Here is an 18,916-nt window from a genome sequence, read left to right as displayed (position 1 = left end):
GCTCCCGCGCCGACGGCGCCGCCCGCCGTGCCGGCGAGCGGGCCGGGCCTGGCGAGCGGACCGGTCCCGGCGAGCGGGCCCGCGCCGGAGGTGCGGCGCTTCATGTCGGCGACGGACTTCCTCGACCGGCGGGCCGGCGAGCAGCCGCTCGGTCCGGCGACCTGGGGCTGGCGCGGCCGGGCCCGCCGCTGGTCCGGCGGGCTGGTCCGCCCGCAGATGGGACGGGCGGAGCGGGAGCACGAGCTGCAGCGTCGGGCGGTGCAGCGCGAGTTCGACGGGCCGCGCACCATCGTCTTCCTCAATCCGAAGGGCGGGGCGGCGAAGACGACGGGCGTGCTCATGGCGGGGCACACGTTCGGCACGGTGCGCGGCGGCGGCGTGGTCGCGTGGGACAACAACGAGACGCGCGGCACGCTCGGCATCCGGGCGCTGCGGGGCGAGCACCGCAACACCACGCGGGAGCTGCTGGCGGACCTCGAGCGGTTCAACGACGTCTACCAGGCCCGCATCGGCGACCTCGGGGCGTTCGTGCGCAGCCAGGGCGACGCCCACTTCGACGTGCTGGCCTCCGACGAGCGGGCCGACGTCACCGGGACGATCCGGGCCGACGACTTCCGGGCGGTGCACGCGCTGCTGCAGCGGTTCTACCGGCTCGTCGTGGTGGACACCGGCAACAACCTGCGCGCCGAGAACTGGCTCGCCGCGGCGGAGGCCGCCGACCTCATGGTGGTGACGAGCACGGTGCGCGAGGACACGGGCTACAGCGGCCTGTGGATGCTCGACGCGCTCGCGGACGCCGGCTACACCGACTTCGCGCGCCGCACCGTCACCGTGCTGTCCGACCCCTCGCCCAAGGTGGACCAGCAGCTCGCAGCCGACCTCACCGCCGTCTACGAGCAGCGCACCCGTGCCGTCTTCCGCGTGCCCTACGACCCGGCACTGGTGTCGGGGTCGGTGGTGCCGTACGGCGAGCTGTCGACCGCCACGCAGCGGTCGTGGCTGCGCGCCTGCGCGGCGATGGCGGAGGCGCTGTAGGCGCTGCGGAACATCGGCCGGGTGCCGGCCGTTGGCCCCGGTATGCGAGCAGTCGTCTACTCCGAGACCGGTCCGTCCTCCGTCCTCAGCCTCGTCGAGCGCCCCGACCCCCAGCCCGGGCCCGGTGAGGTGCGGGTGCGCGTCGTCCGCGCCGGCGTCAACCCGACCGACTGGAAGTTCCGCGCCGTCATGGGCAGCCCGTTCGACGAGGTCGTCCCCGGCCAGGACGGCGCCGGGGTCGTCGACGCCGTGGGTGAGGGCGTCACGGGCCTCGCGGTCGGTGACCGCGTCTGGCTCGTGCTGGCCCAGCACCAGCGGCCGGGCGGCACGGCGGCCGAGCTGACCGTGCAGCCGGTCGAGCGCGTCGTACCGCTCCCGGAGGGTGCCTCCTTCGACCTCGGGGCGAGCCTCGGCGTACCCGCCGTCACCGCGCACCGCGCCCTCACCTCCGGCGAGGTGCCGCGCCTCGGCCCCGGCACGCTGACCGGTACGACGGTCCTCGTCGCCGGCGGCGCCGGCGCGGTCGGCAACGCCGCCATCCAGCTCGCGGTGTGGTCGGGCGCGACGGTCGTGACGACGGTGAGCAGCCCGGAGAAGGGTGCGCTCGCTCGCGCCGCCGGGGCGCAGCACGTGGTCGACTACCGCGCCGAGGACGTCGTCGCGGCGGTGCGGGCGATCGCGCCCGACGGCGTCGACCTCGTCGTCGAGGTCGCCCCGGCGCAGAACAACGGGCTGGACCTGGAGGTCGTGCGCAACCACGGCACGGTCGCCTACTACGCGAACAACGGCGGTGAGTCGTTCTCCGTGCCGATCCGGGAGACGTTCTCGAAGAACCTGCGCCACCAGGGCGTGCTGCTCTACACGCTCGACCCCGCCCTGCTCGCCGCCGCCACCGAGGACGTCTCCGCCGCCGTCGCCGCCGGGGCGCTGCGCGTGGGGGAGGACGCGGGCGTGCCGCTCCACCACTACCCGCTCGACGAGCTCGCCGCCGCGCACGACGCCGTCGAGGGCGGCGCCGTCGGCAAGGTGCTCGTCGACGTGTCGGAGGCCTGAGCCTCGGTCGTGGGCTCCTGGTCGCGGTACGAGCGGTAGCCGAGGACTATCGCTCCCACCGCGACCCGCCCGCCCTGGGTACGGCGGTGGCCGCGTCGCGCGCTGGTGGTCGAGGTGGCCGCGGGCGTTCCGGTGGTTGAGGTGGCCGCGGGCGTTCTGGTGGTCGAGGTGGCCGCCCCGGCGGCCCTCGAAACCACGCCGGGACGTGCCGGTGGCCCCGCCCTGCGCTGGTGGTTGAGGTGGCCGCCCCGGCGGCCCTCGAAACCACGCCGGGACGTGCCGGTGGCCCCGCCCTGCGCTGGTGGTTGAGGTGGCCGCCCCGGCGGCCCTCGAAACCACGCCGGGACATGCCGGTGGCCCCGCCCTGCGCTGGTGGTTGAGGTGGCCGCGCCAGCGGCCCTCGAAACCACGCCCGGGCACGCCGGTGGCCCCGACACGGTGATCGTGTGGCGGGGTCGGCGGGTGGTGCGCGGGTGCGCAGCTCAGTTGAGCGGTGTGGTGCCGGTGGAGTCGACGGCGTACCGGAGTCCGTGGGGACTGGTCCAGATGTAGGTGCCGAGCGGGTCGCGGTGGTAACGCCATCGCCGGTCGGGTGGAGCGCCGCCCGGTGGATCGTCACTGCGTGTGCTCGGTGGGCCGACGCCCGTCGGTGACGGGTGAGTCTTGACGCGGTGGTGGCCTCTGCACAGTGGCGCGAGGTTGGCAGTCGAGGTCTGGCCGGCGCCTGGTGCTGCATCCGACCGGAACTCGTCGGTGTGGTCGAGGTCGAGGCCCCTGGCTGGTCGCCCGCAGTAGGGGAAGGCGCAGGTGGGTCGGTCGAGCCGGACGCGTTCGGCGATGCGGTGGGGGATCTCGTAGGCGTCGACGGCGACGTGCTCGGCGAGGTCGATGACGGGCTTGACGGTGACCTCTGTGCTGGGCGTGCGGCACCAGTCGCGGACCTGGTCGGCGGTGATGAGTGCGCGGGTGTTCTCGAGTCGGGCGAGGTCGATGCCGGTGGTTCCGGTGGCCGGGTCGATGCCAGGCCCTGCGTCTAGCCCGTCGGCGGAGCGGTGGGCGGCGATGGCGGCGTCGCTGAGGTGGACGTAGAACACGACTTGCCGGGCCGGTGCCCGCGACGACGCCATCGGTGTCACGCCGTCAGCCAGGTCGGGCGACGGTCGATCGTTGATGCCGTCGACGCCGTAGAGGTCGAGTGCGGTCTGGCGGCGGGCGAGTTCGCCGAGGGCCATGGAGCGGCGGGCGTCGAGGTCGGCGTCGCAGCCTGCGGCGGCGAGGTCGGCGGCGACGCGCTGGACGGCGTTGTTGAGGTCGAGGGCGTCGGCGATGTCGAGGGTGCCGTGCACGGGGACGACGCCGGTCCAGGGCGCTGCGGCGTCGATGGGAGTCGTTTCGATCGTGAAGTAGCGGCCGGCGTCGGCGTCGGCGCGGTCGAGCTCGGCGTTCTCGGGGTCGAAGCGGGCGATGGCTTCGGCGACGAGGCGTTCGACGGTGGGCATGGTGGCGCGTTGGGCGACGGGGGCGAGGTTGCGGTCCACGAAGTCGGCCGCCTCGGGCGTGAGGGTGCGGGTGAGGGCGGCGATCTTGCGTGCCCGCCACACCGGCAGCGCGCTCTTCTGCGTGGCCGGGTCAGCGCCTGCGAGGACGCGGACCCAGAGGCGGGGGAGGCGGTGGCGCAGCTCGATCGCGTCCCCGACCAGGGGTCGACCGGAGGTGACGGAGCGGCCGAGGGCGGCGGAGATCTCGTAGAGGCAGAACTCGGAGACCAGGGGTGCGCCGGGTCCGCCGAGCTCGAGGAACCGGTCGCCGCCCGGCGCTGAGCTGGGGTCGTCGGTCCAGAGCCCGAGGGGGCCGATGGGGTCGCTCACGACGGCGCCGGCCTTGCCGTCGGTGTGGGCGTCGGCCCAGTCGGCGACCGCCACGAACGTCGCGACCTCAGCAGCCATCTGTGCCGCGGCCGACTGCCGTGCGCGTGCGAGCAGCGCGGTCGTGTCGATGGCCGGCGGGGCCTCGACGACGGCGGTGCTCGGGTGGTTCATACGGACAAGGCTAGGGGTGGCCACCGACAGTTTCGGCCCCGAGAAGGGGGCTGGGGGAAAGAAGTTCGAGAGTTTTTCGGGGCGCCCCGAGGCTGACCTCGTGGGTCCCTGGTCGTGGTTTCGAGGGCCGCTGGGGCGGCCACCTCAACCACCGACGGGGCGCGGCCACGTCGACGTCGTGGTTTCGAGGGCCGCTGGCGCGGCCACCTCAACCACCGGTGCGTCGGCGCGGCCACCTCAACCACCGGTGCGTCGGCGCGGCCGCCTCGACCGCCGACCGGGCGCGGCCGCCTCAACGACCGAAGCAGCGCGGCCACCTCGACCACACGCGGTTTCGAGGGCCGCTGGCGCGGCCGCCTCGACCGCCGACCGGGCGCGGCCGCCTCAACCACCGAAGCAGCGTGGGCCACCTCGACCACCGAGTCGAGCGCGGCCACCTCGACCACCGAGTCGAGCGCGGCCACCTCGACCACCGACCGGGCGCGGCCACCTCGACCACCGGAGCGGGGCGGCCCCATCGACCGCCCCGCCTCCAGCGCTCCACCGTGGCGACGGCCACGTCCCACGGGGCGTCGCGCGGGGGGTGCGGCGGGGCGCCGGGCTGGTAGTGTCCTCACCGTTCGACATCCTTTAACGAGCCGTCCCGTGAGGCGGAGAAGGAGGTCCGTGCAGGCATGCCTGCCACGACTGACGCCCTGGGCGCGGGGGCGGGGGAGACCCCCGAACCGCCCGGCCGCACCGTCCTCGACGCCCGTGACATCGCCCGGGCGCTGACCCGCATCTCCCACGAGATCCTCGAGCGCAACAAGGGCCACGAGGGTCTCGTCCTCCTCGGCATCCCGACGCGCGGCGTCGGTCTCGCGCAGCGCATCGCCGCGCGGATCGCCGACACGGAGGGGGTCGCCGTACCGGTCGGGTCCCTCGACATCACGCTCTACCGCGACGACCTGCGCCGTCACCCGGCACGCGGGCCGCAGCCGACCGATGTGCCGCCCGGCGGCATCGACGGGAAGACGGTGGTGCTGGTCGACGACGTGCTCTACTCGGGCCGCACGGTCCGTGCCGCGCTCGACGCCCTCGCCGACCTCGGCCGTCCCGCGGCCGTGCGCCTGGCCGTGCTGGTCGACCGCGGCCACCGCGAGCTCCCGGTGCGCGCCGACCACGTCGGCAAGAACCTCCCCAGCGCGCGCAGCGAGCGCGTCATGGTGCGCCTGGAGGAGACCGACGGGCTCGACGTGGTCCGCATCGCCGACCGCGCCGACACCCCGGACGCGGAGGGAGCCCGATGAGGAAGCACCTGCTCTCGGCCGACGACCTCACGGCCGACGACGTCCACACGCTCTTCGCCACGGCCGCCGAGATGCACGACGTGCAGCGGCGCGAGGTCAAGAAGCTGCCCGCGCTGCGCGGCCGCACGGTCATCAACCTCTTCTTCGAGGACTCCACCCGCACGCGCTCGAGCTTCGAGATCGCGGGCAAGTGGCTCTCGGCCGACACCATCAACATCACGGGCAAGGGCTCCTCGGCCTCGAAGGGCGAGAGCCTGCGCGACACCGTGCTGACGATCGGCTCGATGGGGGTCGACGCGCTCGTCATGCGCCACGGCGCCAGCGGCTCCGCGCAGCAGGTGTCGCAGTGGGTCGACGCGGTCGTCATCAACGCCGGCGACGGCACCCACGAGCACCCGACGCAGGCGTTGCTCGACGCCTACACGCTGATGCGCCGCTTCGGCACGGGCGGCCGCCTCGGCTCGCTGGAGGGCCGCCACGTCGTCATCGTCGGCGACCTCACCCACAGCCGGGTGTTCCGCTCGAACGTCGTGACCCTCACCCGGCTCGGGGCCCGGGTCACCGTCGTCGCGCCGCCGACGCTGATGCCCAGCGGCGTCGACGCGTGGAGCCGGGAGGCGGGCTTCGCCACGTCGTACGACCTCGACGAGGTGCTCCCGAGCGCCGACGCGGTGATGATGCTGCGCGTCCAGCGCGAGCGGATGAGCGGCGGCTTCTTCCCGACGAGCCGGGAGTACACGGTGGGCTACGGCCTCACCCGCGCCCGCCTCGGCGTCCTCGGCCCCGACGTGCCGATCTGCCACCCCGGCCCGATGAACCGCGGCCTCGAGATCGCCGCCGACGCCGCCGACGCCGCCCAGTCCGCGGTGCTCGAGCAGGTCTCGGCGGGCGTCGCGGTGCGGATGTCGGTGCTCTACCACCTGCTCGCCGGCGAAGGAGTCGCGTGATGACGCACGGCACGGTCCTCATCCAGGGTGCCTCCCTGCTCGGCGAGCGCACCGCCGACGTCCTCGTCGTCGACGGCGTCGTCGCCGAGATTGGTACGCCGGACGCCCCTGCGGGCGCGCGGGTCGTCGACGCCGACGGACTGGTGCTGCTGCCCGGCCTCGTCGACCTCCACACCCACCTGCGCGAGCCCGGCCGCGAGGACGCGGAGACGGTGCTCACCGGCTCCCGCGCCGCCGCGGTCGGCGGCTACACCGCCGTCCTCGCGATGGCCAACACGAGCCCCGTCACCGACACGGCCGAGGCGGCGGAGCGGGTGCACGACCTCGGCCGCGCCGCCGGGCTGGTCGACGTGCAGCCGGTCGGCGCCGTCACCAAGGGCCTGGCGGGGGAGGAGCTCGCCGAGCTCGGGCTCATGGCCCGCAGCCGCGCCGGGGTCCGGGTCTTCTCCGACGACGGCCGCTGCGTCGCCGACGCGCGGGTCATGCGCCGGGCGCTGGAGTACGTCAAGGCGTTCGGCGGCGTCGTCTCCCAGCACGCCCAGGAGCCGACGCTCGCCGGCCCGACCGCCTGCTGCCACGAGGGCGAGCTGTCCGGCCGCCTCGGCCTGCCCGGCTGGCCCGGCGTCGCCGAGGAGGTCATCGTCGCCCGCGACGTGATGCTCGCCCGCCACACCGGCTCCCGGGTGCACGTCGCCCACGCCTCCACGGCCGGCACCGTCGAGGTGCTGCGGTGGGCGAAGAGCCAGGCCGAGAAGGACGGGACCTGGGCCGTGACCGCGGAGGTCACCCCGCACCACCTGCTCCTCACCACCGACCTGCTCACCGGCTACGACCCGACGTACAAGGTCAACCCGCCGCTGCGCCCGGCCGAGGACGTCGAGGCGCTGCGCGAGGCCCTCGCCGACGGCACGATCGACGCCGTCGCCACCGACCACGCCCCGCACGCGCGCCACGACAAGGAGCACGCGTTCGTCGACGCCGCCTTCGGCATGCTCGGCCTCGAGACCGCCCTCGGCGTCGTGGCGACCACGATGGTGGAGACCGGCCGCATGGGCTGGGCCGACGTCGCCCGCGTGATGTCGACGCGTCCGGCGCAGATCGCCGGGTTGACGGGTCACGGCCGCCCCCTGGCGGTCGGCGAGCCCGCGAACCTTACCCTCGTCGACCCGGCCACCGCCGTGGTCGTCGACCGCGACGCCTCGGTGTCGCTCTCCCGCAACAACCCCTGGCACGGCCGCTCGCTCACCGCGCGCGTCCGCGCCACCCTCCTGCGCGGCGCCCCCACCGTGCTGGACGGAGCGCTCGTCACGAGCGCCGACGACACGGAAGGAACCCCCGCATGAGCACCCCCGCGCTGCTCGTCCTGGAGGACGGACGCACGTTCCGCGGCGAGGCCTACGGCGCCGAGGGCGAGACCTTCGGCGAGGCCGTCTTCTCGACCGGCATGACCGGCTACCAGGAGACGCTGACGGACCCGTCGTACCACCGCCAGGTCGTCGTCATGACGGCCCCGCACGTCGGCAACACCGGCATGAACGACGAGGACGTCGAGTCCCGCCGCATCTGGGTGGCCGGGTACGTCGTGCGCGACCCCGCCCGCGTGCCGTCGAACTGGCGCAGCGCCCGCAGCCTCGACGACGAGCTGCGCGCCCAGGGCGTCGTCGGCATCAGCGGCGTCGACACCCGCGCGCTGACGCGGCACCTGCGCGAGCGGGGCGCGATGCGGGTCGGCATCTCCACCACCGAGACCGACCCGGCCCGCCTGCTCGAGCGGGTGCGCTTGTCCGGCGAGATGGCCGGCACCGAGCTGGCCGGCGAGGTCTCGACCACGGAGGCGTACGTCGTGCCCGCCGTCGGCGAGCGCCGCTTCACCGTCGCCGCGGTCGACCTGGGCATCAAGTCGAACACCCCGCGGATGATGGCCGAGCGGGGCGTCGAGGTGCACGTGCTGCCCGCCACCACCACCATCGACGAGGTCCTGGCGGTGGGCGAGGACGGCCCCGACGGGCTGTTCTTCTCCAACGGCCCCGGCGACCCGGCCGCGACGACGCACCAGATCGCGCTGCTGCAGGAGGCGCTGGGCCGCGAGCTGCCCTACTTCGGCATCTGCTTCGGCAACCAGCTGTTCGGCCGCGCGCTCGGCTTCGACACCTTCAAGCTGAAGTACGGCCACCGCGGCATCAACCAGCCGGTCATGGACCGCACCACCGGCAAGGTCGAGGTCACCGCCCACAACCACGGGTTCGCGGTGGACGCCCCGACGGACCGGCCCACCGAGACGCCGTACGGCGTGGCGACCGTCTCCCACGTCTGCCTCAACGACGACGTGGTCGAGGGCCTGGAGCTGCGCGCCCCCGACGCCGAGGGCGGCGCGCTGCGCAGCTTCTCGGTGCAGTACCACCCCGAGGCCGCCGCCGGCCCGCACGACGCGGCGTACCTCTTCGACCGTTTCTGCGAGCTGATGAGCGAGAAGGGGGCGCACCGTGCCCAGGCGTGAGGACATCCGGTCGGTCCTGGTCATCGGCTCCGGGCCGATCGTCATCGGCCAGGCGGCCGAGTTCGACTACTCCGGCACGCAGGCGTGCCGCGTGCTCAAGGCCGAGGGCCTGCGCGTCGTGCTGGTGAACTCCAACCCGGCGACGATCATGACCGACCCCGAGTTCGCCGACGCGACCTACGTCGAGCCCATCACCCCCGAGTACGTCGAGAAGGTCATCGCGAAGGAGCGCCCCGACGCCCTCCTGCCGACCCTCGGCGGCCAGACGGCGCTCAACGCGGCGATCGCGCTGCACGAGAACGGGGTGCTGGAGAAGTACGGCGTCGAGATGATCGGTGCCAGCTTCGAGGCCATCCACCGCGGCGAGAACCGCGAGCAGTTCAACGCGATCGTCGAGAAGATCGGCGGCGAGGTCGCCCGCAGCTTCGTGTGCCACTCCATGGCCGACTGCGAGTCGGCCGCCGGCGAGCTCGGCTTCCCCGTCGTCGTGCGCCCCTCGTTCACCATGGGCGGCACCGGCTCGGGCATCGCGTACGACGCCACCGACCTCCAGCGCATCGCCGGCGCCGGCCTCGCGGCCAGCCCCACCACCGAGGTGCTCATCGAGGAGTCGATCCTCGGCTGGAAGGAGTACGAGCTGGAGGTGATGCGCGACAAGGCCGACAACGTCGTCATCATCTGCTCGATCGAGAACCTCGACCCGATGGGCGTGCACACCGGCGACTCCATCACCGTCGCGCCGGCCATGACGCTCACCGACCGCGAGTACCAGCGGCTGCGCGACCTGGCCATCGGCATCATCCGCGAGGTCGGCGTCGACACGGGCGGCTGCAACATCCAGTACGCCGTCAACCCCGCCGACGGGCGCGTCATCGTCATCGAGATGAACCCGCGCGTCTCGCGCTCCTCGGCGCTGGCGAGCAAGGCCACCGGCTTCCCGATCGCGAAGATCGCCGCGAAGGTGGCCATCGGCTACACCCTCGACGAGATCCCCAACGACATCACCGCCGAGACGCCGGCCAGCTTCGAGCCGACGCTGGACTACGTCGTGGTGAAGGTGCCGCGGTTCGCGTTCGAGAAGTTCCCCGGCGCCGACCGCACCCTGACCACCCACATGAAGTCGGTCGGCGAGGCCATGGCCATCGGCCGCAACTTCACCGAGGCGCTGCAGAAGGCGCTGCGCTCGCTCGAGAGCGCGGACGCCGCGTTCGACTGGAGCCACTCCTGGGTGGACCTCGACAAGGAGGCGCTGCTCGAGGAGATCCGCGTGCCCACCGACGGGCGCCTGCGCCGCGTCATGGACGCGCTGCGCGCCGGCGCCACCGCGGAGGAGGTGCACGCCGCCACGGCGATCGACCCGTGGTTCGTCGACCAGCTGCTGCTCATCAACGAGATCGCCGGCGAGATCGCGGCGGCCCCGGAGCTCACCGGGGCGGTCCTGCGCCGGGCCAAGCGCCACGGCTTCTCCGACGTGCAGGTCGGGCGCATCCGCAACCTGCCCGCGGCCGTCGTGCGCGGCGTGCGGCACGCCCTCGGGGTGCGGCCCGTCTACAAGACGGTCGACACGTGCGCGGCGGAGTTCGCGGCGCGCACGCCGTACCACTACTCCTCGTACGACGAGGAGACCGAGATCGCGCCGCGCGAGCGGCCCGCGGTGCTCATCCTCGGCTCGGGTCCGAACCGCATCGGCCAGGGCATCGAGTTCGACTACTCGTGCGTGCACGCCTCGCTGGCGCTCAGCGCGGCCAAGGACGGCGGCGACCTGCCCGGCGGCGGCTTCGACACGATCATGGTCAACTGCAACCCGGAGACGGTCTCGACCGACTACGACACCTCGGACCGGCTCTACTTCGAGCCGTTGACGCTGGAGGACGTGCTCGAGGTCGTGCACGCCGAGATGGCGGCCGGCCCGGTCGTCGGCGTCATCTGCCAGCTCGGCGGCCAGACGCCGCTCGGGCTGGCGCGCGGCCTGGAGGAGGCGGGCGTGCCGATCGTCGGCACCCAGCCCGCCGCCATCGACCTGGCCGAGGAGCGCGGGGCCTTCGGGCGGGTGCTCGCCGCCGCCGGGTTGACCGCGCCCAAGCACGGCACCGCGACGTCGTTCGCCGAGGCCGGGGCCATCGCGGCCGAGATCGGCTACCCCGTGCTCGTGCGCCCGTCGTACGTGCTGGGGGGTCGCGGCATGGAGATCGTGTACGACGACGCGTCCCTCGAGGCCTACCTGGAGAAGTACGTCGCGGCCGGCCTCATCAGCGCCGAGGCGCCCGTGCTGGTCGACCGGTTCCTCGACGACGCCGTGGAGATCGACGTCGACGCGCTCTTCGACGGCGAGACCCTCTTCCTCGGCGGCGTGATGGAGCACATCGAGGAGGCCGGCATCCACTCCGGCGACTCGTCCTGCGCCCTGCCGCCCATCACGCTCGGGGCGCGCGAGATCGGCCGGATCCGCGCCGCCACCGAGGCCATCGCTCGGGGCGTGGGGGTGAAGGGGCTCATCAACATCCAGTTCGCCCTGGGCTCCGACATCCTCTACGTGCTCGAGGCCAACCCGCGGGCGTCGCGGACGGTGCCGTTCGTGTCGAAGGCGACGGCCACGCCGCTCGCGAAGGCCGCGGCGCGCATCATGCTCGGCGAGACCGTCGGCGACCTGCGGGCGGCCGGCCTGCTGCCGGCCACCGGCGACGGCGGCACGCTGCCCGACGGCTGCCCCATCGCGGTCAAGGAGGCCGTGATGCCCTTCAACCGGTTCCGCGCCCCCGACGGCGCGCCCGTCGACACGGTGCTCGGGCCCGAGATGAAGTCGACCGGCGAGGTCATGGGCTTCGACGGCGACTTCGGCACGGCGTTCTCCAAGTCGCAGGCGGCCGCCTTCGGGTCGCTGCCGACCAGCGGCAAGGTGTTCGTCTCGATGGCCAACCGCGACAAGCGCGCCATGATCTTCCCGGTCAAGGTGCTCGCCGACCTCGGCTTCGACATCGTGGCCACCCAGGGCACCGCGGAGGTGCTGCGCCGCAACGGCGTCGCCGTCACCGTCGTCCGCAAGCACCACGAGGGCACCGGTCCCGACGGCGAGCGCACCACCGTGCAGCTCATCGACGACGGCGAGATCGGCCTCATCGTCAACACCCCGTACGGCGCGGCCGGCGCGCCCGGCGAGGACGGCGCCCCGGCGGTGGGCACCGGCGGCCAGGTGCGCCTCGACGGCTACGAGATCCGCACCGCGGCGATCAAGGCGAACGTCCCCTGCATCACCACCGTGCAGGGCCTCGGCGCGGCCGTGCAGGGCATCGAGGCGCTGCGCCGCGGCGACATCGGCGTCCGCAGCCTGCAGGACTGGGCGCACGTGCTGCGGTCCGGGGCCTGAGCGGGTGGGCACCTACGACGCGTTCTTCCGCCACGTCCTGACCCGGACGGACCCGGAGGCCGCGCACCACGCGTCCTTCCGGGCCATCCGGGCGGCCGCGCCGGGCCTGCGAGCGGCGCGGGTCGCGCCCGCCGTCACGGCCCCGGTGCACGTGATGGGCCTGCGCTTCCCGCACCGCTTCGGGCTGGCCGCCGGGTTCGACAAGAACGCGGTCGGCGTCGACGCGCTCGCGGCCCTCGGCTTCGGGCACGTCGAGATCGGCACGGTCACCGCGCTGGCGCAGCCGGGCAACCCGCGCCCGCGCCTGTTCCGCCTGCCGCAGGACCGCGCGGTCGTCAACCGCATGGGCTTCAACAACGACGGCGCGGTCGCGGTGGCCCAGCGCCTGGCGCTGCGCGCCGACCGGATCGACCGCACCGAGCGCCGCCCGGAGGTCGTGCTCGGCGTCAACATCGGCAAGTCCAAGATCGTGCCGGAGGACGACGAGGCGGCCGTGCTGCGCGACTACACGACGAGCACGCGCCTGCTCGCGCCGTACGCCGACTACCTCGTCGTCAACGTCTCCTCGCCGAACACCCCCGGGCTCCGCTCGCTGCAGGCCGTCGAGCGGCTCGCCCCGCTCCTGGCCGCGGTCCGCGCGAGCGCGGACGCCGTGCGTGCCGAGCGCCGGGTGCCGCTGCTCGTCAAGATCGCCCCCGACCTGGCCGACGACGACGTGCTCGCCGTCGCGGACCTGGCGATCGACCAGCGTCTCGACGGCGTCATCGCCACCAACACGACCGTGCGCCGCGACGGGCTGCGCACCCCGGCCGCCGAGGTCGAGGCCATCGGCGCCGGCGGGCTGTCCGGTGCGCCCGTCGCCGCCCGCGCCCGGGAGGTCCTCGCCCTGCTGCGCGGGCGGCTCGGTGGGCCGGGTGGGTCCGGTGGGTCCGGGGGCCCCGCGCTCGTCTCGGTCGGCGGGGTCGACGGTCCCGCGGAGGCGCTTGCCCGCGTCCGCGCCGGCGCCGACCTGGTGCAGGCCTACTCGGCCTTCGTCTACGAGGGGCCGTTCTTCGCGCGCCGCGTGGCGCAGGCCCTCACGACGTACGACGGGAGCCCCCGGTGACGCCCTTCGGTGCCCGGCTCGCCGCGGCGACCGCGGAGCGCGGCCCGCTCTGCGCCGGGATCGACCCCCACCCCGGTCTCCTGGCCGACTGGGGCCTGGACGCGACCCCCGCGGGCCTCGAGCGCTTCGCCCGCACCGCGGCGGAGGCGCTCGGACCCGTCTGCTCGGTGGTCAAGCCGCAGTCGGCGTTCTTCGAGCGGTTCGGCAGCGCGGGTGTCGCGACGCTGGAGCGGACCGTCGCCGACCTGCGGGCGGCCGGCGCGCTGGTGCTCCTCGACGTCAAGCGCGGCGACATCGGCTCCACGTCGCAGGCCTACGCCGACGCCTACCTCGACCCGTCCTCGCCGCTCGCGGTCGACGCGATCACGGCGAGCCCGTTCCTCGGGTTCGGGTCGCTGACCCCGATGGTCGAGACCGCCCGGCGCCACGGCGGGGGAGTGTTCGTGCTGGCGCTCACCTCCAACCCGGAGGCGTCCACCGTGCAGTCGGCGCGCCGGGAGGGCCGCTCGGTGGCCGCCGAGGTCCTCGACGAGCTGCGGGAGCTCAACACCGGCGCCGAGCCGCTCGGGTCGTTCGGGGCCGTCGTCGGCGCCACGATCGCCGGGGTGGACGCGTCGGCGGGGGAGTCGCTCGCCATCGGCGGCCCGCTGCTGGCGCCCGGCGTCGGGGCCCAGGGCGGCACCGTCGACGACGTGCGCCGCATCTTCGGCGACCAGGCCCGCCACGTGCTCCCCAGCTCCTCGCGCGAGGTGTTGGGGGCGGGCCCCGCCGTACCGGCCGTGCGGGAGGCCGCGCTGCGCACCAACGCCGCGTTCCGCGCGCTGCTCGACCCCTGACGCGCCGGGCGCCCGTCGGGCCGCGGCGATTGCCCTCGGCGCGAGGGCGTGGCTAGATTGGCCCGTCGTCTCCCCCATGCCTAGTCGAGGACTGCCCGTGGCCCTGCCCCCCCTCACCCCCGAACAACGCCAGGCCGCGCTCGCCAAGGCGGCGGCCTCCCGGCGGGAGCGGGCGGAGGTCAAGAACCGGCTGAAGACCGCCGGGGCCTCGATCTCGGAGGTGCTGGGCGACCGGGAGAGCAACGAGGTCATCGCCAAGATGCGGGTGTTCGACCTGCTGCAGTCGATGCCGGGCGTCGGCAAGGTGCGCGCGAAGCAGATCATGGAGCGCCTCAAGATCGCGGAGAGCCGCCGCGTGCGCGGCCTGGGCGCGAAGCAGGTCGCCGCCCTCGAGGCCGAGTTCGGCCCGCGTGGCTGACCGCTCGCGCCTCGTCGTGCTCGCCGGCCCCACGGCCGTGGGCAAGGGCAGCGTCGCCGCCGAGGTGCGCGCCCACCACCCCGACGTGTGGATCTCCGTGTCGGCGACCACGCGCCGCCCGCGGCCCGGGGAGGTGGACGGGGTGCACTACCGGTTCGTCTCCGACGAGGAGTTCGACCGGATGGTGGCCGACGACGACCTGCTGGAGTGGGCCGTGGTCCACAAGGCCGCGCGCTACGGCACGCCGCGCCGCCCGGTCGAGGACGCGCTCGCCGCCGGCCGGCCGGCCATGCTGGAGATCGACCTGCAGGGCGCGCGCCAGGTGCGGCGCACGATGCCGGACGCGCTGTTCGTCTTCCTCAAGCCCCCGAGCTGGGAGGAGCTGGTCCGTCGGCTCGTCGGCCGGGGCACCGAGACCGCCGAGGAGCGCGAACGCCGCCTCGAGACCGCGCGCGCGGAGCTGGCCGCCGAGCACGAGTTCGACGTGACGGTCGTGAACCACGAAGTTCCTGCTGCTGCGCAGGAGTTGGTAGCCTTGATGGGTGCGCCCGCTCGGGCGCGCTGATCCAACCCCCGATTCCCCTGTGAGGCTGCTGCGTGTCTGCCCCTGAAATCGCCGCCGTGGGCGTGACCAACCCGCCGATCGACGACCTGCTGACGAAGACGGACAGCAAGTACCAGCTGGTCCTCTACAGCGCGAAGCGCGCGCGGCAGATCAACGCCTACTACTCCCAGCTCGGCGAGGGCCTGCTGGAGTACGTCGGTCCGCTCGTCGACACCCACGTGCAGGAGAAGCCCCTCTCGATCGCGCTGCGCGAGATCAACGAGGACCTGCTGACGTGCGAGGACGTCGACCCGGCCGAGCTGGCGGCGGAGGAGGCGGCGGCGAAGACGGCCGCCGTCGAGTCGCCGTTCGGCGCCGAGTGACCTGAGCCCCGAGCTCACCACCCCGATGCCGTCTCCCGACCCGAGCGCCCCCGCGGCCCGTCCGCGCGTGGTGCTCGGGGTGGGGGGCGGCATCGCGGCGTACAAGGCCTGCGAGGTGCTGCGCCGCTTCACCGAGTCGGGCCACGACGTGACCCCGGTGCCGACCGCCGCCGCGCTCGAGTTCGTCGGCGCGCCCACCTGGGCGGCCCTGTCGGGCAAGCCCGTCGCGAGCGACGTGTGGGCCGGCGTGCACGAGGTGCCCCACGTGCGGATCGGCAAGACCGCCGACCTGGTCGTCGTCGCTCCGGCCACGGCCGACCTGCTGGCGAAGGCCGCGCACGGCCTGGCCGACGACCTGCTCACCAACACCCTGCTCACCGCCCGGTGCCCCATCGTGATGGTCCCCGCGATGCACACCGAGATGTGGGAGCACCCCGCGACGGTCGCGAACGTCGCCACCCTGCGCGCCCGCGGGATCCTCGTCGTCGAGCCCGCCGAGGGCCGGCTCACCGGCAAGGACACCGGCAAGGGCCGCCTGCCCGACCCGGGGGAGATCTTCGAGGTCGCCTCCGACGTGCTGGCCCGCTCGCTGGCGGGCGGCGCCGGCACCGACCTGGCCGGGCGCCGCGTGGTCGTCTCGGCCGGCGGCACGCGGGAGTACCTCGACCCCGTCCGCTTCCTCGGCAACCGCTCGTCGGGGCGCCAGGGCCACGCGCTGGCCCGGGCCGCGCTCTCCCGCGGGGCCGAGGTCGTGCTCGTCGCCGCGAACGTCGACCTGCCCGACCCGGCGGGGGCACGCGTCGTACGGGTGGAGACGACGGCGCAGCTCGCGGCCGCCGTGACCGCCGAGGCCAAGGGTGCCGACGCCGTCGTCATGGCCGCCGCGCCCGCCGACTTCCGGCCCGCCGCGTTCAGCGACGCGAAGATCAAGAAGCTCGCCGACGGTTCCGCGGCGCCGCTCGAGCTCGTGCAGAACGCCGACATCCTCGCCGGGATCTCCCACGAGCGGCCGGCGCCGGGCGTCGTGGTCGTCGGGTTCGCGGCCGAGACCGGTGACGCCACCGGCTCGGTGCTCGAGCTGGGCCGCCAGAAGCTGGCCCGCAAGGGCTGCGACCTGCTCGTCGTCAACGACGTCAGCGGGGGAGCGGTGTTCGGCAGCACCGACAACGAGGCCGTCATCCTCGGCGCCGACGGCAGCACGGTCGAGGTGCCCCGCGCCGCGAAGGGCGTGCTCGCCCACGCCATCTGGGACCAGGTCGTCCCGCGCCTGCCCGCCCGCCCCTGACGGCCACGCTGTCCACGTCCCGGGACGGCGCGCCGGATTCCGGTCGCCCTCCGCCCCCCGACTATGGTTTCGGCGGGGCGCAGCCGTGCGCCCCGAACGCCTCGTCGAGTGGGAGTGAGCGAACGTGCCTGGACGTCTCTTCACGTCGGAGTCCGTGACCGAGGGTCACCCGGACAAGATCGCTGACCAGATCAGCGACACCGTGCTGGACTACCTGCTCGCGAACGACGGGGACACGGCCAACCTCCGCGTCGCCGTGGAGACGCTCCTGACCACCGGCCTCGTCGTCGTGGCGGGCGAGGTGCGCACCAACGCCTACGCCCCCGTCGCCGAGCTCGTGCGCCGCAAGATCCTGGAGATCGGCTACGACTCCTCGGAGAAGGGCTTCGACGGCTCCTCCTGCGGCGTCCAGGTCGCGATCGGCGGCCAGTCCGCCGACATCGCGCAGGGCGTCGACGACGGCCACGAGGCGCGCGTCGGATCCTCCGACGACGAGCTCGACAAGCAGGGCGCCGGCGACCAGGGCCTGATGTTCGGCTACGCCAGCGACGACACCCCCGAGCTCATGCCGCTGCCCATCACCATCGCGCACCGGCTCTCCGAGCGCCTCTCGACCGTGCGCAAGGACGGCACGCTCGCCTACCTGCGCCCCGACGGCAAGACGCAGGTGACGATCGAGTACGACGAGGACGACCGCCCGGTGCGCATCGACACCGTCGTGCTCTCCACGCAGCACGCCGACGGCATCGACCTGGCGACGCAGCTGGAGCCCGACATCCAGCAGCACGTGATCGAGCCCGTGCTCGCGCAGTTCGACATCCCCTCCGACGGCTACCGCCTCCTGGTGAACCCGACCGGCAAGTTCGTCGTCGGCGGCCCCATGGGCGACGCGGGCCTGACGGGCCGCAAGATCATCGTCGACACGTACGGCGGCATGGCCCGCCACGGCGGTGGCGCGTTCTCGGGCAAGGACCCGTCGAAGGTCGACCGCTCCGCGGCGTACGCGATGCGCTGGGTCGCGAAGAACATCGTGGCCGCCGGGCTGGCCCGCCGCGCCGAGGCCCAGGTCGCCTACGCGATCGGCAAGGCGCACCCGGTCGGCGTCTTCATCCAGACGTTCGGCACCGGTGTCGTCTCCGACGAGGTCATCCAGAAGGCCGTGCTCGAGGTGTTCGACCTGCGCCCCGCCGCGATCATCCGGGACCTCGACCTGCTGCGCCCCATCTACTCGCTGACGTCGGCCTACGGCCACTTCGGCCGCGAGCTGCCCGAGTTCACGTGGGAGCGCACCGACCGCGCCGACGCCCTGCGCGCCGCCGCGGGCATCTGATCCCGTAGCGCGGGCACGGCGGTGGACGGCGGGGGCGACGGCGGCGGGGACCACTCCGCGTACGCCGGGCCCTCACCGTGGTCCGAGGCGGGCCGCGCCGCCGGGACCTCGCCCGGGATCCTCGTCGAGGACCTCCACGACGTCCCGGCCCGCAGCGCCCGCGACCTCGTCGCCCACGTCCCCGACGGCGTGCCCGTGCCGTGGCTGGGGCTCGAGGTCGCCGCGTTCGGTCGGCACCCGGAGGTGCAGGACGCCCTCGACCCGCGTCGCCGGTGGCGGCGGCGGGCCGACGCGCTGCCGCCGCGCCTGCTCGTCGCCCTGACCCTGCTGGGCGTGCTCGGTGTCGTGGTCGCCGTCGTGGTGCTCGGCTCCGAGGCGGGGTACGGCGCACCCTCCGCCGCGACCGCCGACCGGGTCGCGGGCACGGCGGCCCTCGTCACGCTCGTCGCCCTGGTGCTGCGGTGGGCCACCTGGCTCGTCACCCGCGCCCGGGGCCGGCGTCCGGTCGGCACCGACCTGTGGGTGCTCGTCGGGGTGGTGCTCGCAGTCCACGCCACCACGACGCTGGGCTGGCTCGTCACCACCGGCCGGTGGGCGCCGGAGGTGGCCGTGCCGACCGTCGCCGCCGTGCTGGTCGCCCTGCTCGCCGTGCTGGCGGCGGTCGTCGCGCACCGGGCCGCGCCGTACCCGGACGCGGGGGACTCCCGTGCCGGCGCCCCGGGCGACCCGGTCGCGCTGGCGGCGGCGCTCCCGGCCGCGGACCAGGAGCGGGTCGGCCGCGACCTGGCGCG

Annotated in this window: 16 protein-coding genes; 15 read left to right on the top strand and 1 reads right to left on the bottom strand. The window is 74.3% G+C overall.

Annotated features, from left to right (window positions below):
* Window positions 1-102: 102 nt before the first annotated feature.
* Both KK617_RS15795 and KK617_RS15790 read left to right on the top strand, forming a co-directional pair.
* Window positions 103-1,035, top strand: coding sequence for a hypothetical protein (locus KK617_RS15795; RefSeq protein WP_277501097.1), 933 nt, complete (start codon window positions 103-105; stop codon window positions 1,033-1,035).
* A gap of 42 nt (window positions 1,036-1,077) precedes the next feature.
* Window positions 1,078-2,088, top strand: a complete 1,011-nt coding sequence (locus tag KK617_RS15790) for an NADPH:quinone reductase (RefSeq protein ID WP_277501096.1) — start codon at window positions 1,078-1,080, stop codon at window positions 2,086-2,088.
* 482 nt (window positions 2,089-2,570) lie between these two features.
* Here KK617_RS15790 and KK617_RS15785 read toward each other — a convergent pair whose 3' ends face one another.
* Entirely contained in the window at window positions 2,571-4,127 is a 1,557-nt protein-coding gene (locus tag KK617_RS15785) for a hypothetical protein (protein ID WP_277501095.1), read from the bottom strand.
* A gap of 674 nt (window positions 4,128-4,801) precedes the next feature.
* Between KK617_RS15785 and pyrR the strand changes: the two genes are divergently transcribed.
* The 13 genes from pyrR to KK617_RS15720 form a co-directional block, all read left to right on the top strand.
* Entirely contained in the window at window positions 4,802-5,416 is a 615-nt protein-coding gene (gene pyrR / locus KK617_RS15780) for a bifunctional pyr operon transcriptional regulator/uracil phosphoribosyltransferase PyrR (RefSeq protein ID WP_277501094.1), read from the top strand.
* Window positions 5,413-6,363: an aspartate carbamoyltransferase catalytic subunit gene (locus KK617_RS15775; protein WP_277501092.1), complete on the top strand. Its 951-nt coding sequence runs from the start codon at window positions 5,413-5,415 to the stop codon at window positions 6,361-6,363. The genes pyrR and KK617_RS15775 overlap by 4 nt, the downstream gene beginning before the upstream one ends.
* Window positions 6,363-7,706 (top strand): dihydroorotase, encoded by a 1,344-nt coding sequence (locus tag KK617_RS15770; RefSeq protein ID WP_277501090.1) that lies wholly within the window; start codon window positions 6,363-6,365, stop codon window positions 7,704-7,706. The genes KK617_RS15775 and KK617_RS15770 overlap by 1 nt, the downstream gene beginning before the upstream one ends.
* The gene (gene carA / locus KK617_RS15765) at window positions 7,703-8,860 is read left to right on the top strand and encodes a glutamine-hydrolyzing carbamoyl-phosphate synthase small subunit (protein ID WP_277501089.1); all 1,158 of its coding nucleotides are present in this window, start codon (window positions 7,703-7,705) and stop codon (window positions 8,858-8,860) included. Before KK617_RS15770 ends, carA begins: the two co-directional genes overlap by 4 nt.
* A complete protein-coding gene (gene carB, locus KK617_RS15760; protein WP_277501088.1) occupies window positions 8,847-12,224 on the top strand; it encodes a carbamoyl-phosphate synthase large subunit in 3,378 nt (1,125 codons plus the stop codon). The genes carA and carB overlap by 14 nt, the downstream gene beginning before the upstream one ends.
* 4 nt (window positions 12,225-12,228) lie before the next feature.
* The gene (locus tag KK617_RS15755) at window positions 12,229-13,329 is read left to right on the top strand and encodes a quinone-dependent dihydroorotate dehydrogenase (RefSeq protein WP_277501087.1); all 1,101 of its coding nucleotides are present in this window, start codon (window positions 12,229-12,231) and stop codon (window positions 13,327-13,329) included.
* A complete protein-coding gene (gene pyrF / locus KK617_RS15750; RefSeq protein WP_277501086.1) occupies window positions 13,326-14,165 on the top strand; it encodes an orotidine-5'-phosphate decarboxylase in 840 nt (279 codons plus the stop codon). The genes KK617_RS15755 and pyrF overlap by 4 nt, the downstream gene beginning before the upstream one ends.
* Before the next feature lie 97 nt (window positions 14,166-14,262).
* A complete protein-coding gene (mihF, locus tag KK617_RS15745) occupies window positions 14,263-14,583 on the top strand; it encodes an integration host factor, actinobacterial type (RefSeq protein WP_277501085.1) in 321 nt (106 codons plus the stop codon).
* Window positions 14,576-15,148 carry a guanylate kinase gene (gene gmk / locus KK617_RS15740; RefSeq protein WP_277501084.1) on the top strand — a complete coding sequence of 191 codons (573 nt, stop codon included), beginning with the start codon at window positions 14,576-14,578 and terminating at the stop codon, window positions 15,146-15,148. The genes mihF and gmk overlap by 8 nt, the downstream gene beginning before the upstream one ends.
* Before the next feature lie 32 nt (window positions 15,149-15,180).
* Window positions 15,181-15,510 carry a DNA-directed RNA polymerase subunit omega gene (gene rpoZ / locus KK617_RS15735; RefSeq protein WP_277501082.1) on the top strand — a complete coding sequence of 110 codons (330 nt, stop codon included), beginning with the start codon at window positions 15,181-15,183 and terminating at the stop codon, window positions 15,508-15,510.
* Between the two features lie 25 nt (window positions 15,511-15,535).
* The gene (coaBC, locus tag KK617_RS15730; protein ID WP_277501081.1) at window positions 15,536-16,795 is read left to right on the top strand and encodes a bifunctional phosphopantothenoylcysteine decarboxylase/phosphopantothenate--cysteine ligase CoaBC; all 1,260 of its coding nucleotides are present in this window, start codon (window positions 15,536-15,538) and stop codon (window positions 16,793-16,795) included.
* Window positions 16,796-16,919: 124 nt separating this feature from the next.
* Window positions 16,920-18,125 (top strand): methionine adenosyltransferase, encoded by a 1,206-nt coding sequence (gene metK, locus KK617_RS15725; protein ID WP_277501080.1) that lies wholly within the window; start codon window positions 16,920-16,922, stop codon window positions 18,123-18,125.
* 21 nt (window positions 18,126-18,146) lie between these two features.
* Window positions 18,147-18,916 (top strand): hypothetical protein (locus tag KK617_RS15720; RefSeq protein ID WP_277501079.1); only part of this gene is annotated, 770 nt, incomplete at its 3' end.

Source organism: Nocardioides sp. ChNu-99, assembly GCF_029493445.1.
Lineage (GTDB): Bacteria > Actinomycetota > Actinomycetes > Propionibacteriales > Nocardioidaceae > Nocardioides.
This window is presented reverse-complemented; position numbering and strand designations above follow the sequence as displayed.

Bases quoted from the DNA above. Each gene is read 5' to 3' on its own strand.
- KK617_RS15795 (WP_277501097.1), top strand. From the start codon at position 103: ATGTCGGCGACGGACTTCCTCGACCGGCGGGCCGGCGAGCAGCCGCTC.
- KK617_RS15790 (WP_277501096.1), top strand. From the start codon at position 1,078: ATGCGAGCAGTCGTCTACTCCGAGACCGGTCCGTCCTCCGTCCTCAGC.
- KK617_RS15785 (WP_277501095.1), bottom strand. From the start codon at position 4,127: ATGAACCACCCGAGCACCGCCGTCGTCGAGGCCCCGCCGGCCATCGAC.
- pyrR (WP_277501094.1), top strand. From the start codon at position 4,802: ATGCCTGCCACGACTGACGCCCTGGGCGCGGGGGCGGGGGAGACCCCC.
- KK617_RS15775 (WP_277501092.1), top strand. From the start codon at position 5,413: ATGAGGAAGCACCTGCTCTCGGCCGACGACCTCACGGCCGACGACGTC.
- KK617_RS15770 (WP_277501090.1), top strand. From the start codon at position 6,363: ATGACGCACGGCACGGTCCTCATCCAGGGTGCCTCCCTGCTCGGCGAG.
- carA (WP_277501089.1), top strand. From the start codon at position 7,703: ATGAGCACCCCCGCGCTGCTCGTCCTGGAGGACGGACGCACGTTCCGC.
- coaBC (WP_277501081.1), top strand. From the start codon at position 15,536: ATGCCGTCTCCCGACCCGAGCGCCCCCGCGGCCCGTCCGCGCGTGGTG.